Source organism: Streptomyces sp. NPDC005722 (genome assembly GCF_040630935.1).
Taxonomy (GTDB): Bacteria; Actinomycetota; Actinomycetes; order Streptomycetales; family Streptomycetaceae; genus Actinacidiphila.
The window spans coordinates 37,183-53,600 of sequence record NZ_JBEXYN010000003.1; the positions used below are offsets into that span (position 1 = coordinate 37,183).

13 protein-coding genes are annotated in these 16,418 nt (G+C 71.1%); 11 read left to right on the forward strand and 2 right to left on the reverse strand.

What is annotated here, in order from left to right; translation table 11 throughout:
- Window positions 1–34 precede the first annotated feature (34 nt).
- The 4 genes from ABZ479_RS04220 to ABZ479_RS04235 all read left to right on the forward strand — a co-directional run bounded on the left by ABZ479_RS04220 (window position 35) and on the right by ABZ479_RS04235 (window position 4,868).
- A complete protein-coding gene (locus ABZ479_RS04220; protein WP_500460202.1) occupies window positions 35–727 on the forward strand; it encodes an ABC transporter ATP-binding protein in 693 nt (230 codons plus the stop codon).
- Window positions 724–1,917 (forward strand): ABC transporter permease, encoded by a 1,194-nt coding sequence (locus ABZ479_RS04225; protein WP_500459780.1) that lies wholly within the window; start codon window positions 724–726, stop codon window positions 1,915–1,917. Before ABZ479_RS04220 ends, ABZ479_RS04225 begins: the two co-directional genes overlap by 4 nt.
- Before the next feature lie 198 nt (window positions 1,918–2,115).
- Window positions 2,116–3,234 (forward strand): hypothetical protein, encoded by a 1,119-nt coding sequence (locus ABZ479_RS04230; RefSeq protein WP_500459781.1) that lies wholly within the window; start codon window positions 2,116–2,118, stop codon window positions 3,232–3,234.
- A gap of 161 nt (window positions 3,235–3,395) precedes the next feature.
- Window positions 3,396–4,868 (forward strand): glycerophosphodiester phosphodiesterase family protein, encoded by a 1,473-nt coding sequence (locus ABZ479_RS04235; protein ID WP_500459782.1) that lies wholly within the window; start codon window positions 3,396–3,398, stop codon window positions 4,866–4,868.
- A gap of 65 nt (window positions 4,869–4,933) precedes the next feature.
- Here the strand turns inward: ABZ479_RS04235 and ABZ479_RS04240 are convergent, their stop codons facing one another.
- On the reverse strand, window positions 4,934–5,791 hold the full coding sequence (locus tag ABZ479_RS04240; RefSeq protein ID WP_500459783.1) for an RNA polymerase sigma factor SigF: 858 nt from the start codon (window positions 5,789–5,791) through the stop codon (window positions 4,934–4,936).
- Between the two features lie 191 nt (window positions 5,792–5,982).
- Between ABZ479_RS04240 and ABZ479_RS04245 the strand changes: the two genes are divergently transcribed.
- Both ABZ479_RS04245 and ABZ479_RS04250 read left to right on the forward strand, forming a co-directional pair.
- Entirely contained in the window at window positions 5,983–6,156 is a 174-nt protein-coding gene (locus tag ABZ479_RS04245; RefSeq protein ID WP_499600417.1) for a CsbD family protein, read from the forward strand.
- 192 nt (window positions 6,157–6,348) lie between these two features.
- Window positions 6,349–6,798 carry an SRPBCC family protein gene (locus ABZ479_RS04250; RefSeq protein WP_500459785.1) on the forward strand — a complete coding sequence of 150 codons (450 nt, stop codon included), beginning with the start codon at window positions 6,349–6,351 and terminating at the stop codon, window positions 6,796–6,798.
- 105 nt (window positions 6,799–6,903) lie between these two features.
- Here ABZ479_RS04250 and ABZ479_RS04255 read toward each other — a convergent pair whose 3' ends face one another.
- A complete protein-coding gene (locus ABZ479_RS04255) occupies window positions 6,904–7,941 on the reverse strand; it encodes a LacI family DNA-binding transcriptional regulator (protein WP_500459787.1) in 1,038 nt (345 codons plus the stop codon).
- Between the two features lie 267 nt (window positions 7,942–8,208).
- Between ABZ479_RS04255 and ABZ479_RS04260 the strand changes: the two genes are divergently transcribed.
- The 5 genes from ABZ479_RS04260 to ABZ479_RS04280 all read left to right on the forward strand — a co-directional run bounded on the left by ABZ479_RS04260 (window position 8,209) and on the right by ABZ479_RS04280 (window position 16,377).
- A complete protein-coding gene (locus ABZ479_RS04260; RefSeq protein WP_500459788.1) occupies window positions 8,209–9,165 on the forward strand; it encodes a carbohydrate ABC transporter permease in 957 nt (318 codons plus the stop codon).
- Window positions 9,162–9,983 carry a carbohydrate ABC transporter permease gene (locus ABZ479_RS04265; RefSeq protein WP_500459789.1) on the forward strand — a complete coding sequence of 274 codons (822 nt, stop codon included), beginning with the start codon at window positions 9,162–9,164 and terminating at the stop codon, window positions 9,981–9,983. Before ABZ479_RS04260 ends, ABZ479_RS04265 begins: the two co-directional genes overlap by 4 nt.
- A complete protein-coding gene (locus ABZ479_RS04270; protein WP_500459790.1) occupies window positions 9,980–12,718 on the forward strand; it encodes an alpha-L-rhamnosidase in 2,739 nt (912 codons plus the stop codon). The genes ABZ479_RS04265 and ABZ479_RS04270 overlap by 4 nt, the downstream gene beginning before the upstream one ends.
- A 28-nt stretch (window positions 12,719–12,746) precedes the next feature.
- A complete protein-coding gene (locus tag ABZ479_RS04275) occupies window positions 12,747–14,012 on the forward strand; it encodes an ABC transporter substrate-binding protein (RefSeq protein ID WP_500459791.1) in 1,266 nt (421 codons plus the stop codon).
- Window positions 14,013–14,169: 157 nt separating this feature from the next.
- Window positions 14,170–16,377: an alpha-L-rhamnosidase C-terminal domain-containing protein gene (locus tag ABZ479_RS04280; RefSeq protein ID WP_500459792.1), complete on the forward strand. Its 2,208-nt coding sequence runs from the start codon at window positions 14,170–14,172 to the stop codon at window positions 16,375–16,377.
- Window positions 16,378–16,418 lie beyond the last annotated feature (41 nt).

Consider the following 16,418-nt stretch of genomic DNA (forward strand, 5'->3'; position numbering starts at 1 on the left):
GGCACCACCGGCACCCGCCCTCGTCGTCCACGAGGTGACCAAGACCTACGCGGGCGACGTCACCGCCCTGGACCGGGTCTCGCTCAGCGTCGGGCAGGGGGAACTCCTCGCCATCCTGGGGCCCTCCGGCTCGGGGAAGTCCACGCTGCTGCACATCATGGGCACCCTCGACCGGCCGACCAGCGGAACGGTCGAGATCGCCGGCCACGCCGCCGCCGGACTGTCCGACCGGCGGCTGTCCGCACTGCGCGCCCGGCTGCTGGGCTTCGTCTTCCAGCACTTCCACCTCACCGACGGCCTCGACGCCACGGAGAACGTCGCGACCGGCCTGCTCTACGCAGGCGTGCCACGACGGCTGCGGCGCCCCCGCGCCGAAGAGGCGCTGGCCCGGGTCGGCCTGGCCCACCGCACCCGCCACCTGCCCCAGCAGTTGTCCGGCGGCGAACGGCAACGGGTCGCCATCGCCCGCGCGCTGGTCAACGAACCCGCGCTCGTCCTCGCCGACGAACCGACCGGCGCCCTCGACAGCGCCAACGGCCGCGCCGTACTCGACCTGCTCACCGGACTGAACCAGGAAGGCACCACCATCGCGGTCATCACCCACGACCGGGACATCGCCGACCGGCTCCCGCGCCGCGTCAGGCTGCGCGACGGCCGGATCGCCTCGGACACCGCCGTTCCCGGCACCCCCGCCCCCGCCCCAGCGGACGCCTGGAGCCCGGCATGAACCGGCCGATCAGACTGTCCCCCCTCGACGTCCTGCGCCTGGGCCTGCTGGGCCTGCGCACCCGCAGGACCCGCGCCGCGCTGTCCGCCCTGGGCATCGCGATCGGCATCGCCACCCTGGTCGTCGTCACCGGCATCCCCGCCTCCAGCCAGCGGGCCCTGATGGACGAACTCTCCGCGCTCGGCACCAACATGCTGCGCGCCCAGCCGCAGCCCGACGCCGGCGACAAGGCGCTGCTCCCCGAGGCCGCCGACGCCATGGCGGCCCGGATCGGCCCCGTCACCAGCGCCACCGCGGTGGCCAACACCCACACCACCGTACGGCGTTCCGACCTGGCCGACCCCAACGACTCGATCGGGCTCAGCGTGCTCGCCGCCAGGACCGACCTGCTGGCCACGGTCGGCGGCACGGTACGTTCCGGCCGGTTCCTCGACCGCGCCACCGAACGCTTCCCGACCGCCGTCCTCGGCCGGCGCTCCGCGGAGCGCCTGGGCATCGACCGCGTCACCCCGGGCCGGGAGCCGCTGGTGACCATCGGCACGCACCGGTTCACCGTGATCGGTGTCCTCGGGCCGATGCCGCTCACGCCCGACCTGGAGAGTTCCGTACTGGTCGGCTGGGACGCCGCACGCGACCGGCTCGCCTTCGACGGCCACCCCACGGTCGTCTACGTGAAGGCACGCGAACCGCAGATCGAGGCCGTACGCGCCGTGCTGGCCGCCACCGTCAACCCCGAACTGCCCGGACTGGTCCAGGTCAGCCGCCCCTCCGACGCCCTGGCCGCCAAGCGCGCCACCGAGCACACCTTCTCCGCCCTGTTCCTGGGCCTTGCCGGGGTCGCCCTGCTGGTCGGCGGCATCGGCGTGGCCAACACCATGTTCGTCTCCGTACTGGAACGACGCCGCGAGATCGGCCTGCGCCGCGCCCTCGGCGCGAACCGCCCCCAGATCCGGGGGCAGTTCCTGACGGAATCCGTCATGCTCTCCGTCCTCGGCGGGCTGAGCGGCACCGTGCTGGGCGCGGCCGGCACGGCCGGCTACGCGCTCTCCCAGGCGTGGCCGCCCGTCCTGCCGCCCCTCGCACTCGGAACGGGACTGGCCGGCGCGGTCGTCGTGGGCGCCGTCGCAGGCGTCTACCCGGCACTGCGCGCCTCGCGCCTGCCCCCGACACAGGCCCTCTCGGCGGTCTGAGCGGGCTGCCCCGGTCACCCGCGCTGGAGGACGGTGCGGTCCCGCAGCCGGCGCGGCTGGGGGACCGCGCGGTCCTGGGCGGCGGCCCGGGTCTGCGCCGGCGGGGGGTGACACCGGGGAGGAAAAGCCGATTGCCCCGGAGGGACCGGGCTGCCATCATCGCGGCATGATCAAGAGAATCGAGTCCTTCGTCCGCCGGTGAGCGCGACGACCGACCGGCGTTCGTCCGGGTCCGGGACGACGCTGTTCGAGCACGCACTGCGTCTGCACCGGCAGGATCCCGACGGGGTCCTGCATCGCGACGGCGCGCCCTATCCGGACGAGGAGTCCCACCGTTCCCGGCAACGGCCTGAAACGCCGGAGGACCCGCGGCTCAGGGGTGCCGAGGCCGCCGTCATTCTCGACGCGTACTTCGCCACGGCCGATGCGCCGCCCAGCCGACTTGCCGAGGCGTTCCACGATGTCGACGTCCCGATCCACCGCAACGACCACATCTCCGCCGCGGCGCTGCGTGCGGACAGGCAGAAGGTGCGGCAGACCGGGCGGTGGCTCGTCCGGCACAGCACGGACCGATGCGCCGCCACCGTCGGTCTCGCCCTGCTCGCCACCGACTGGGCGGAGGAGGACATCCCGCTGATCCAGACCATGGGTCTGCTGTCCAACCACTTCGGCGCGTTGGCCGCTGACGCGTTGCGACGCCGCCGTGGTGGCGAGCCGGCATTGCTGTGGCTTGCCCAGCGGGTTGCCGGCTGGGGCCGGGTCTACGTCGTCGAGGCCCTCTGCCGGCACCCGGCGTCCGAGTCCCGCCGGTGGCTGCTGCGCCATGCCTGCGACGGCGACTTCCTCAACGGATACTTCGCCTTCGAGGTCGCCACCGCCGCACACCTGCACGAAGCGATCGTCGGCACCGATGTCGACGACGACCTCGTCGACCACACAGGCCGGCTACTGGATTCCATGGCCGATTGCGGCGGCATGGGCATGACCCTGGAGCACTATCCGCCGGCGCCCATCGTGCTCGCCGCGCATGCCGCTCGTCTCGGCCTGCAGGCGCCGACCGCGTCCAGATACCTCCACGCCGCGGGAATCGCCGACCACCTGATGGACAAGGCCCCGGAACGAAGCGGGTGCACCGCCGGACAACGTGACGGCATCGTGCAGGAGTACCTGGCGGTCCTCAACCGGCGGGAATGGTGCGACAAGGTCCGCGAGGACCTCGACGCGGACAGCGACTTCTTCAGCTGGTTCACCGGCAACGTGGCGACGCGGCTGCGCCTGAGGGCATTCGCCGACCTGACGGGTGATGACGACCGGTGAGCCCAGGCGGGGCGAGGTGGAAGATCCGTGCCCGGGGACGGAAGGGGGGTGCCACGGGGTGGCGGTTTCGGGCGGCGGTCCTGGATTGTTGGGCGTCCGGACGCCGGCGAGGCGTGCGGCGTACTCCGTTCCTTCCCGCCGCCTTCCTACCGTCCGGAGCCATGAGTAGATCAACCATCCACAAGCTCGCGGGAGTTGCCGCCGCGCTGGCCGTGGTCGCCGGCTTCACCGGGTTCTCCGGCGACCGCCCGTCGTCCGGTGTCGCCCTCGCCTCGGACCGGAGCGCGGGCGGCACGTCGTACATCTTCGGGGGTCCGGGCAGACCGGGCGGTACGGCCGCCGTCCGCGCCCATCGGGACCTGCTCGACCACGGCTCGAACGCGAAGATCCTCACCGTGGCGCACCGGGGCCAGTGGCGCGACGCCCCCGAGAACTCGCTGGCGGCCTTCACGGCCGCCTTCGACGACGGCGCCGAGATCATCGAGACCGACATCCAGCTGACGCAGGACGGCGTTCCCGTCCTGATGCACGACACCACCGTGGACCGCACCACCAACGGCACCGGCCCCGTCGCGGGCATGACGCTCGCCCAGATCAGGCAGCTCCGTCTGAAGGCCGGACTCGGCGGCGGCCAGGCGGCGGTCACCGACGCCCGGGTGCCGACGCTGGAAGAAGCGATGGAACTCGCCAGGAACCGGGGCCTGGTCAACCTGGACAAGGGCTGGCCGTACCGGGAGCAGGTCTGGGACGTCCTGACCCGGACGGGCACGGTGCGCAACGGGGTCTACAAGAGCGACGCGCCGGTGCCGGAAGTCGAGGCCTTCCGCTCGGCCCACCACGGCGCCCTCTACATGCACATGATCACCGACGCCAACCTCTCGGCCGTGGCCGAGTTCGGCGACGACCAGCCGGTGGCCTACGAGGTCAACTACGACAGCGTCCAGGACGCCGTCGCCCGCAGGCCCTTCCTCGACGCCCTGGCCGCCCGCAGCCGCGTCTGGAACAACACCATGTGGAACGGCCTGGCCGACCACATGACCGACGAGGCGTCGCTGACCGACCCAATGCGCGGCTGGGAGGCCCTGGCGCGCAGCTACCGCACCACGGTCTTCCAGACGGACGACGTCGAGAAGTTCGAGTCCTGGCTGCGCACCGGAGAGGGCGACCCCCTGCCCCGCGGCGCCGTACGCGTGCAGGCGGAGGACTTCCTGCCCGGCCGGGACAAGGGGTACCACGACAACGACGCCGGCAACACGGGCGGACTGAAGATGCGACCCGGTGAGGACGTCGACATCGACGACGCCGACGGCAACGTCCGCGTCGGCTGGATGCGCGGCGGCGAGTGGCTGACCTACGACGTGGACGTCCCGCGCTCCGGCACCTACGCGCTCTCCGCCCGCGTGTCCTCGCCGTACACGCCCGCCGGCACGTACACCGTCTCCTTCGACGGCGGCGCCGAGAGCGGCCGGGTCGAGGTGCGGAACACCACGAGCCACAACAAGGAGGTCCTCCAGACCAGCGGCGTGCGGCAGTTCCTCGCCGCGGGCCGGCACACCCTCCGCGTCAGCCTCCCGCAGGACGCGTACCAGAACTGGAACCTCGACTACCTCCAGCTGGACCCGGTCCGCCACTGACGCGCCCCGGCCGGTCCCCGTCGCGGGGGCCGGCCGGGACCCGGCGCCTGACGGGGCGAAGCGGACTACCGGGCGGCCAGGGCCTGGCTGCGCAGGCGGGTGAGGATCCGCGACAGGAGCCGGGACACCTGCATCTGGGATATCCCCAGCCGGGCGCCGATCTCCGCCTGGGTCAGCTCGTCCCCGAACCGCAGGGACAGGATGAGCCGCTCCCGCTCGGTCAGCTCCCGGATGAGGGGCTTGACCGCCTCGATGTCCTCGATCCTGCCGAACGCGCCGTCGTCGTAGCCCAGGCGTTCCGCCCACGCGGTCCCGCCGTCCTCGTCCTCCGTCGCCGGCGCGTCGAGGGACGAGGCGGAGTAGGCGTTGGCGGCCACCATCGCCTCCAGCACCTCCTCCTCGCCGATCCCCATCCGGGCCGCGAGCTCGGCGACGGTCGGCGCCCGCCCGAGGTCGAGTTCCAGCGCGTCGGTGACCTTGGCCACCTCCAGCCGCAGCTCCTGCAGGCGCCGCGGCACGCGGACGGACCAGCTCGTGTCGCGGAAGAACCGCTTCATCTCGCCCACGATCGTGGGGACGGCGAAGGTCACGAACTCCACGCCGAAATCGGGGTCGAACCGGTCCACGGCCTTGATCAGGCCGATCGTCCCCACCTGCAGGATGTCCTCCATCTGGTCCGCGCGCCGGGAGAACCGGCGGGCCACGAAACGGACCAGGGAGGTGTTCATCTCGATCAGGGTGTTGCGCACGTACTGGTACTCGGGCGTGCCCTCCTCGAGCGTGTGCAGGCGGGCGAACATCGCCTTGGAGACGTGGCGGATCTCGAGCGGCGTCATGTCGCCCGCCGCCCCGGTCGGCATCCGCGCGGAGCCCGTCTCCCGCGTCGCCGTCACATCCTCGCCGGCGGCCACTGCGATCCCCATCCCGGCAACCCTCCTCGTCCGTACGTGCACCCGCGCCCTCGGCGCAGGGCGCGCCTACCCGCCCGGGAGCCGGTCACTCCACATCGTCACAAGAGCACGTCGCGAGCGGCTCGGACCGCCGTGTTTACGACCGGGCACAGCGGTCAGACGAGGTCACAGCACATGATCCCGATGCCAGGAAGGTGAGCAGCATGGCCGCGGACGAGAAGGCGAAGGCGAAGACCGAGCAGGCCGTCGGCAAGGCCAAGGAGACCGCCGGAGAGGCCGTGGGCAACGAGCGGCTGACGGCCGAGGGCCGCATGCAGCAGGCCAAGGGCGACGCCCGCCAGGCCAAGGAGAAGATCAAGGACATCGGCCGGCACTGAGCGGCGGCATCCGGACGGTCCGGCGGGTGGGGCAGCCGCTCGGGGGCTGCCCCACCCGCGTGCGCGCACGCCGGGTACGCACGGCGGGTGTGCGGACGGCGGTGTTTGCCCCCGGTCCTCCCGGGCAGGCGCGGGCCACGAGAGAAACAGACGCCGCATCCCGAAGCGGATGCCGACCCGAAAGGTGGGCACATGTCGACGGTTGAGGAGTCGGTCGAGGTCGCGGTGCCGGTCACGACGGCGTACAACCAGTGGACGCAGTTCGAGGAGTTCCCCCGGTTCATGGACGGGGTGGAACGGATCGAGCAGCGTACGCCGACCCTGACGCACTGGGTCGCCAAGGTCGACGGCGTCAAGCGGGAGTTCGACGCCCAGATCAGTGAGCAGATCCCCGACGAGAGGGTCGCCTGGACCACGGTGGGCGGGGACGTCCACCAGGCGGGGGTGGTCACCTTCCACCGCCTGGACGACCGGCACACCAGGGTCATGCTGCAGCTCGACCACGAGCCGCACGGCGTGGCCGACACGGTGGCCGACAAGCTCGGCGTCGTCAGGCGCCAGGCCAAGGGCGATCTCAAGCGGTTCAAGGAGTACATCGAGTCGCGCGGCATGGAGAGCGGTTCCTGGCGCGGCGCGGTGTAGGCACCCTTCCCGACAGGCAGGTCCCGGACGCCCGGCGGCGTCCGGGACCTGCGCCGTGCACGGCGTCCGGCGGGGCCGTCGTACGCCGGGCATCGCCACTCACCGTCAGCCGGCCGGCGGCGCGGTGGTGTGCCGGGGGACGAGGGTGGGGGAGAACTTGATCTGGGCGGTGGGGCGGGTACGGTCCCCGATGCGTTCGACGAGCAGCTGGGCCGCGTTGGCGCCGATGTGCCGGCCGGCCTGGTCGACGCTGGTCAGCGAGATGGGGCCGAGGGCGGCGAAGGTGGTGTTGTCGTACCCGGCGATGGAGATGTCGTCGGGAACCCTGAGCCCCGCCTCGGAGACGGCCTGGAGCACGCCCATGGCGACGATGTCCGCGCCGGCGAACACGGCGGTGGGCCGCGGCGTCCGGGCGAGCAGTTGCCGCGCGCCGAGGTAACCGCCCTGCTGGGTATAGGTGGTGGAGACGATGTCGATCTCGTCCTCGAGGCCGCGGGCCCGCATGGCACGCCGGTAGCCGTCGGCCCGGATGGCGTTGGGCATCTCCTCCATGCGGCGGGGGTCGGTCTCGTCGTGCTCGATGTGCGCGATGCGGCGGTGCCCGAGGCCGGCGAGGTGGTCGACGATGAGGGCGGCGCCGGCCAAGTCGTCGTCGGAGACGGTGTCGTAGGCGGCCGACTGGCCGTGCCGGCCGACGACCACGGTCGGCACCGTGCCGGCGACGCGTTCGAGGTGGGCCCGTGACGAGACGGGCGCGACGAGGATCACGCCGTCCATCCCGCGGTCGATCATGGCCTCGGTGACCTTGGCCTCCGCCGCCTCGCCGTTGCGTCCCGGGGCCATGAGGACCTGGTAGTCGGTCTCCCACAGGGCGTCGGTGATCCCGTCGAGGATCTCGGGGAAGAACGGGTTGCGGATGTCCGGCAGCATGACCCCGACCGTGTACGTCTGGCCGCGCATGCCCCGGGCCGCGGCGTACGGGCGGTATCCCAGGTCGTCGATCGCCTGACGGACCTTCGCGCGCATCTGCGGGCTGGTCCCGTACGCGTTGCGCAGCACCTTGGACACCGCGGTCGTGGACACCTGGGCATGCCGCGCGACGTCGACGATCGTGACGCGCTTGGACTGCGCGGGCGGTTCCATCTGGCTCCCTCCAGGGCACGTTCGGGAAACGTTGCCCGGCACACGCATCCTGCACGGGCGTACGTCCCCATCCGCGAACCGTACCGTCCGGCAGGGCTTTCCCGCAGCTCATGGGGAAGTTGATGATCCCTCTTCCCGGAAACACCGGCGCATCACGTCCGACATCTTGACGTTGCGTCGGGCCCCTCCCTAGGGTCGGTCGCACGTTTTGGGAAACGTTACCCATCCAATTGAAACGTTTAAGAATGGGGGTGCCGCGTGCCGTCAATGCCCGCAGCCTCGCGCGATCCGCTGCCGCCACCGGCCGCCGTCGTCCCCAGCCGTCCCCGCGACGGGCGCCCCCGCGACGGCCGGCGCAGGGCCGGCTCCCCGTGGTGGTTCGCCGTCCCGGCCATGGTGCTGTTCGCCTTCGTCGTCCTGGTGCCCAGCGCCCGGGGTGTGTACTACGCCTTCACCGACTGGGACGGCCTCGCCCCGGACTTCTCCTTCATCGGCTTCGACAACTTCACCGGTCTGCTGGACGACCCGGACGCGGTGCGGGCCATCTGGCACACGCTGCTGATCGCGGTATCGATCACCGTCATCCAGAACGTGTTCGGGCTCCTGCTGGCGCTCGGGGTCAACAGCCTCATCAAGACCCGGAACGTGCTCCGGGTCGCGCTGTTCGCGCCCGCCGTGATCACCCCGATCGTGACCGCCTACCTGTGGCGGAACCTGCTCGGCCCGGACGGCGCCGTCAACAGCCTCCTCGGCGCGGTCGGCCTGGGCTCCCTCGGGCAGGACTGGCTCGGTGACCCGCAACTGGCCCTCTGGTCGATCGTCGGGGTCGTCGTGTGGCAGTTCGGCGGCTACTCCATGGTCATCTTCCTGGCCGGCCTGCAGTCGGTGCCGAAGGAGATCCACGAGGCGGCCGACATCGACGGCGCCGGCCCGGTCCGCCGGTTCTGGTCGATCACCCGCCCGCTGCTGACCCCGGCCCTCACCATCAACCTGATGCTGTCGATCATCGGCGGGATCAAGCTCTTCGACCAGGTCTACGCCCTGACCGGCGGCGGCCCGGGCCACGCCACCGACACGCTGTCCACCCTGATCTACAAAGACGCCTTCACCCTGGGCGAGTTCGGATACAGCGTCGCTCTCGCGGTCGTCCTCACGATCATCGTGGCTGTGGCGTCGACCGGGCAGTACCTGGCGCTGGCCCGCGGAGAGAGGGCCGCCTCGTGAAGCGCTACCGCAAGGGCACCTTCGTGCTGGAGCTGGTCATGATCGCCGTGTCCCTGGTGGTCGCCTTCCCGGTCTACGTCCTGGTCAACCTGGCTGTGCGGCCGACGTCGGACACCTCCTCGCCGATCCGTCCGACGACCTCGCCCACCTTCGACAACTTCACCCAGGCCTGGCAGCAGGGCGGACTGGGCGGCGCGCTGCTGAACAGCGTGCTGGTCACCGTCGGCAGCGTGGCCGTCATCCTGGCCGTGTCCTCGTTCGCCGCGTATCCGCTGGCCCGGTCGACCGCACGCTGGTCGCGCGGACTGTTCCTGCTGGTCATGCTGGGACTGATCCTGCCCTTCCAGCTCGCCGCGCTGCCGCTCTACCAGACGATGCGCGACCTGCACCTGCTCGGCACCCCCTGGGCGCTGATCCTGTTCCACTCCGGCCTGCAGGTGCCCTTCACCACCTTCCTCTACACCGGATTCCTGCGCGCCCTGCCCCGCGACTTCGAGGACGCCGCACTCATCGACGGCTGCACACCGGCACAGAGCTTCCGCCACGTGGTGCTGCCCATGCTCAGACCGATCACCGTGACCGCGCTCGTCCTCAACACCGTCGCGGTGTGGAACGACTTCTTCACCCCGCTGCTGTACCTCAGCGGAAGCACCCAGCAGACCCTGCCCGTGGCGATCGCCGGCTTCGTCGGCCAGTACGTCACCGACTGGAACCTCGTCTTCGCCGCCCTGGCGATCAGCATCGTGCCCGTCCTGGCCGTCTACTTCGCGCTGCAGCGCAGCATCATCAGCGGCTTCGCCGGAGGGCTGAAGGGATGACCGACGCAGTGGACCCGCAACTCCTCACCCCCTACGCACTGCAGACAGAACAGCGCACCGAACCCCTCGGCACGGGGGAGCGGCACCCGAGACTGTCCTGGAAACTCCACAGCCGCCGCCGCGCGGCCGCCCAGGGTGCGTACCGCATCACCGTCGCGGAACGCCCCTCGGACCTGCACATCCCGAGCCGCCTGCTGTGGGACACCGGCCGCCGCGCATCGGCCGACACCCTGCTCATCGGCTGGAACGGGCCCGCCCTGACCTCTGCCACGCGCTACCACTGGCGCGTCGAGGTCTGGGACGAGACCGGCGCCCCCGGAGGCAGCGCGCAGTCCTGGTTCGAGACCGGACTGCTGCACCCGGACGACTGGAGCGCCGCCTGGGTGGGCCGGGACCTGATCAACCTTCCCCACTTCGACCCACCCGAGGACGACGACCCCGAAGGCTCGGCACTGCAGTCACCGCCCCTGCAACTGCGCCGCGCCTTCCGGACGCGCAGCCGGCCGGTGCGGGCCCGGCTCTACGCGACCGCGCGCGGAGTGTACGAACCCCGCCTGAACGGTTCCCGCATCGGCGACACCGAACTGTCACCGGGCTGGACCGAGTACCACCGCCGGCTGCAGTACCAGACCTACGACGTCACCGACCTGGTCGGCGAGGGCCCCAACGTCCTGGCCGCCGTCGTCGCCGACGGCTGGTGGAGCGGATACGTCGGCTTCGACCCGCGCCGCGCCGCACAGCACTACGGCGACGGCCCCGCCTTTCTCGCCCAACTGGTCCTGGACTTCGCCGACGGCTCCCGCCAGGTGATCGCCACCGGATCCGAATGGACCGAAGCGCCCGGGGCGATCCGTTCCGCCGACCTGCTCATGGGCCAGACCGTCGACGCCCGCCGCCACACACCCGGCTGGGACGCACCCGGCCCCGAGCCCACGTCGTTCCGCCCGGCCGCGGTCCTCGGCACCGGACCCGGAACGCTGGTCGCCGAGCCCGACCACCCGATCCGCGTCACCCGGCGGTTGCCCGCGGTCACCGTGGAGCGCCGCGGCCCCGGCCGGTACATCGTGGACTTCGGGCAGAACCTCGTCGGCCGCGTCCAGTTGACCATCCGGAACGCCCGACCAGGGCTGCGGATCGTCGTGCGCCACGCCGAAGTCCTCGACGCCGGCGAGCTGTACCCGGACAACCTCCGCCGCGCCCGGGCCACCGACATCTACACCACCGGCGGAACCGGTACCGAGGTGTTCGAGCCGCGGTTCACCGTCCACGGCTTTCGATACGCCGAGATCGACCACTACCCCGGCGACCTCGCCCCCGCCGACGTGAGCGCCCGCGTCCTGCACAACGACACGCCCTGGACCGGCACATTCGAGTGCTCCGACCCCACGGTCAACCAGTTGCAGTCCAACATCGCCTGGGGACAGCGCGGCAACTTCCTCGCCGTGCCCACCGACTGCCCGCAGCGCGACGAACGCCTCGGCTGGCTCGCCGACGCCCAGATCTTCGCCCCCACCGCGAGCCGCAACGCCGACGTCTCCGCCTTCTTCGCCCGCTGGATGCGCGACGTGCTCGACGGGCAGGACGAGGACGGTGCCTTCCGGGACGTCGCCCCCGTCATGACGCTCGACCGTGAGGCGGCGCCGGCCTGGGGCGACGCCGGGGTGATCATCCCCTGGCACCTGTGGCGCACGTACGGCGACCTGCGCACGCTGGAGGACTCCTTCGCGGCGATGGCCGCGTGGGTGGAACACATCCGGCGCCACAACCCCGACCTCAGGTGGCGGCACCGGACCGGGAACTCCTACGGCGACTGGCTGCAGGTCGGAGTCACCACCCCACGCGACGTCCTCTCCACCGCGTACTTCGCCCGCAGTACCCAGATCGTGGCCGACGCCGCCGAAGTCCTGGGCCGCACGCAGGAAGCGGCGCGTCACCGCAAGCTCCACGCCGCCATCCGCACGGCCTTCATCGAGTCCTACGTCCACGACGACGGCAGCGTCGAAGGAGGCACCCAGACCGCATACCTGCTCGCCCTGGCCTTCGGCCTGCTGCCCGGACCTCTCGTCGAAGCCGCCGTCGGCCACCTGGCCGCCGACATCGACAAGCGGAACACCACCCTGACCACCGGCTTCGTCGGCACCGCCCTGCTCTGCCCGGTCCTGGCCGACCACGGCAGGTCCGACCTCGCCTACGCCCTGCTCCACCAGGACGCGTACCCCTCGTGGGGACACTCGATCCGCCACGGCGCCACCACCGTCTGGGAGCGCTGGGACGGGTGGACGGACCACAGCGGCTTCCAGTCCGCCGCGATGAACTCCTTCAACCACTACAGCCTGGGCAGCATCGGCGACTGGCTCTTCGGCCGCGTGGCCGGCATCGACCAGACGGCCTCCTCGGTCGCCTACAGCGAACTGCTCCTGCGCCCCCGGCCCGGAGGCCGGCTCACCTGGGCCCGCGCCGAACAGGACACCGTACGCGGACACGTCACCTGCGGATGGAACCTCGCCGACGGTCTGCTCACGGTGACCTGCACCGTGCCTCCCGGCGCCACCGCCACGCTGCACGTGCCCACGCCCGACCCCGGCAGCGTCCAGGAAGGCGGAGTGCCCGCGGCCGGCCGGGCCGGCGTACTCGCCGTCGAGCCCCACCCGGCCGGAGCCGCTGTACGGCTGGCCTCCGGCCACTTCGTCATCAGCGCCGCTGCCCCGGAGCCGACCTCGCCGGCTTCTTCGTGATCGCCGCCCCTTCCCCGCGGGAGACACCATGATCAGAACCAGACCGTCCGCCCTGATCGCGGCAGCGACGGCTGCCGGCCTGCTGGCCGCCTGCAGCGGCGGGACCAACGCCGCCGGCGGGAACTCCTCCTCCACCACCCTGACCCTCGCCTCGGTCGACCAGGGATCCATCGAAGACGTCGTCAAGGCCTTCGAGAAGGCCAACCCCGGCGTGGACGTGCGCTTCACCACCAGCGGCGCCGACCAGTACCAGCAGCAGATCCGCACCAAACTCGCCTCCGGCACTGCACCGGACGTGATGTCGGTCTGGCCGGGCAACGGCAACCCCGCGGCCACCTACGTGCTGGCCGAGCCCGGTTACCTCCTCGACCTGTCGGACCGGCCCTGGGCCGCCAAGCTGCCCGACGCGGTCAAGACCGTCTCCCAGTACGAAGGGAAGACCTACAACGGGGTCTTCGGGCTCAACGGCATCGGCGCCGTCTACAACCAGGACGCCCTGGACAAGGCCGGCCTCACCGCGCCCGGTACCTGGACCGAACTCCTGGACTTCTGCGAGGACGCGAACGCCAAGGGCACCCCCGCCTTCGCCCTGGGCATCCAGGACAACTGGGTCACCCAGCTCGTCCTCTACGCCCTGGTCGCCACCACCGTCTACGGCCCCGACCCCGACTTCGACACAAGAATGCAGGCGGGCCAGGCCACCTTCGCGGACTCGCCGTGGACCACCGCGATGGCCAAGTACCAGCAGATGGACAAGGCGGGCTGCTTCCAGAAGAACCCGCTGGGCACCAGCTACGAGGCCAGCCAGGAACTCGCCGCCACCGGCAGGACCCTCGGCATCGTCCAGGGCAACTGGGTCATCGCCCTGCTCAAGGGCAAGAACCCCAACGGGAAGTTCACCCTCAAGGCGCTGCCGGCCACCGACACCCCCTCGGAGTTCCTCATGCCGGCCGCGGCGGGCGCCGGCTACGGAGTCAACGCGAAGGCCAAGAACAAGGAACTCGCGCTGAAGTTCGTCGACTTCGTCATGTCGCCCGAGGGCATGACCCTCTTCGTCAAGAAGCAAGGCGGCCTTCCGGCCCTGTCGGACACCGGCTTCACCCCTGACGCTTCGCTGACCGAGCTCTCCACCTTCCTCGGCGACGACCGCACCGTCCCCTTCATGGACCAGCTCTGGCCCAACCCCAAGGTGCAGCAGTCCATGCTCAGCGGCCTTCAGGAGGTCTTCAGCGACCAGTCCACACCGGACGAGGTCCTCCAGGCCATGGACACCGACTACACGTCGGGCTCCTGACACAGACCCCGGCCGGGGCGACGGCTCCGCCCCGGCCGGTGGGCGCACCTTTCTGAAAACCTCTTCCAAGGGAGATCACACCCTTATGTTGAAACGATTCACTTCGGAGTTCGGCGGCACGTCCCGCGGCCTGAGGCGCTCTCGCCTCGTCGTGGCGGTGGCAGTGCTCGCGACCGTGGGATCGGTCGGGGTCCAGGCCGAGGCGTCGACGCCGAAGCACCCCGACTGGCACTCCTACGTCCTGGCCCCGTCCACCCCCCAGGTGAAGCCGGTCGACGTGGAGACCCGGGGCGACGTCACCCATGCCAAGACCCTGGTGAACGGCAAGGACAAGGGCAAGCCGAAGGCGACGACCTTGACGACGGTCGCCGGCGGTGCGCCGGCGTCGGTCCTGCTGGACTTCGGCAAGGACATCGCGGGCACCCCCTACTTCGACGTCACCGCCCTCGACGGCAGTCCGACCCTGTCGCTGGCCACCTCGGAAGCACGCCGCTACATCCGTACGCCTGCGTCGACCACCGTCGCGGCCGCCGCGGCGGCGGGCGCCACGCAGGTCACCGTCGCCTCGACGGCGAACCTCGAGGTCGGCAACACGCTCACCTTCGGCACCGGCACGACCGCCCAGACCCGCACGATCACCGCGTTCGACACCGCTGCCAAGACCGTCTCCTTCCAGCCCGCCCTGGCCGGCGACGTCCCGGCCCAGACCGCGGCGGTCAGCGCTCCGGGCGCGCCGAGCTCGGACGAGTCCCGCGGCCTGGCGGGCGTCGGTGGCATCGACACCCTGCAGCCCACCGCCACGGGCCGGATCTCCGCCGCGTACCACCCCGGGTTCCGCTTCGCCCTGCTCACCCTGACCACACCCGGCAGCATCTCCATCTCCGCCGCCGGTGTGGACTTCCAGGGCGTCCGGGCCACCCCAGCCGACTACAAGGGCTGGTTCCTGTCCGACGACGACCAGCTCAACAAGATGTGGTACTCGGGTGCCTACACGCTGCAGCTGAACCTGAAGCCGGCCGGGCTGAACGGCCTGGCGGACAAGCGGATCTACGACGGCGCCAAGCGCGACCGCAGCATCTGGACCGGCGACCTGCTCGTCCAGGGGCCCACCGCCATCAGCACCCTCGGCGACGAGGGCGCCGACTACGTCAAGTCCTCGATCGACGTGCTGCTCGCCACCCAGCGCGCGGACGGAGCCATCCCCGGCTCGCCGGACTTCCGCAAGGGCAGCAACCCCGCCGGCTCTCCGCTGTTCTACTCCAACAACTACTCCGGCTACGGCGCCCGCGCCGCCGTCGACTACTACCGGTACACCGGCGACAGGGACTACATCACCAAGATCCTGCCCGCCCTGCGCGCGGAACTCGCCTACAACGACAAGTCCCTGACCGCCAACCACCTCGTCGCGTCCAACGACCGCGACTACTGGCAGGCGAGCCAGACCGGCGAGGTCACCAAGTACAGCATCGACTACTACATCCTCCTCAAGGAGATGGCCTGGCTGGAGCGGCAGGTCGGCTCGGCCGCCGTCGCCGACGAGCACGACGCCAAGGCCGACCAGATCAAGGAAGCCGTCAACGCCACGCTGTGGAACCCGCAACTGGGTGCCTACGGCCAGAGCAGCGTCCACCCCGACGTGCTCGTCGAGGACGCCAACGCCCTCGCCCTGCAGTACGGCTTCGTCCCGGCCGAACGGCGCGACAGCGTGCTGAAGGCCCTCAAGACGCTGTGGACCCCGTACGGCGCGATCATGGGCCCGGGCCTGGTCGACCCCACCGGCCACACCATCGAGCCCTTCGGCAACGGCATGGAGACCGCCGGACGCTTCACCGTGGGCGACGCGGGCGGCGCCTTCGACCTGATGCGACGCACCTGGGGACCCATGGTCGACAAGGACAACCCGCTCTACACCGGCGCGTTCTGGGAGTTCAAGAACACCGACGGCGGTGTCAACCGCGCCACCGCCAGCCTCGCCCACGGCTGGGCCGCCTCCCCGACCGTCCAGCTCACCGAGCAGGTCCTCGGCATCACCCCGGTCGACGCCGGCTACGCCACCTGGAGCATCAAGCCCCACACCGGCAACCTCAAGTGGGCCCAGGGCTCCGTCCCGACCCAGTACGGCGACATCGCGGTGAACTGGCAGTCGAAGGCCAACGCCTCGAAGTTCACCCTCCACGCCGACACACCCCGCAACACCACCGGCACCATCGCCGTCCCGGTCACCGGCAAGTCCACCGTCAAGATCAACGGACGCACCGTGTACACCCGCGGCGGCTGCACCGCCTACCAGGGCACCGTCACCGACGGCTACGCCCGGTTCACCGTTCCCGGCGGCACCTACGACATCACCGTCAGCCGCGGCTGACACCCCACAGCCCGGTCTCCGCACGCTCCTCCCCATGTGCG

Excerpts from the sequence above, each read along its gene's own strand:
- ABZ479_RS04225 (WP_500459780.1), top strand. The coding sequence starts at position 724 with ATGAACCGGCCGATCAGACTGTCCCCCCTCGACGTCCTGCGCCTGGGC.
- ABZ479_RS04235 (WP_500459782.1), top strand. The coding sequence starts at position 3,396 with ATGAGTAGATCAACCATCCACAAGCTCGCGGGAGTTGCCGCCGCGCTG.
- ABZ479_RS04240 (WP_500459783.1), bottom strand. The coding sequence starts at position 5,791 with ATGGGGATCGCAGTGGCCGCCGGCGAGGATGTGACGGCGACGCGGGAG.
- ABZ479_RS04245 (WP_499600417.1), top strand. The coding sequence starts at position 5,983 with ATGGCCGCGGACGAGAAGGCGAAGGCGAAGACCGAGCAGGCCGTCGGC.
- ABZ479_RS04250 (WP_500459785.1), top strand. The coding sequence starts at position 6,349 with ATGTCGACGGTTGAGGAGTCGGTCGAGGTCGCGGTGCCGGTCACGACG.
- ABZ479_RS04255 (WP_500459787.1), bottom strand. The coding sequence starts at position 7,941 with ATGGAACCGCCCGCGCAGTCCAAGCGCGTCACGATCGTCGACGTCGCG.
- ABZ479_RS04260 (WP_500459788.1), top strand. The coding sequence starts at position 8,209 with ATGCCCGCAGCCTCGCGCGATCCGCTGCCGCCACCGGCCGCCGTCGTC.
- ABZ479_RS04270 (WP_500459790.1), top strand. The coding sequence starts at position 9,980 with ATGACCGACGCAGTGGACCCGCAACTCCTCACCCCCTACGCACTGCAG.
- ABZ479_RS04275 (WP_500459791.1), top strand. The coding sequence starts at position 12,747 with ATGATCAGAACCAGACCGTCCGCCCTGATCGCGGCAGCGACGGCTGCC.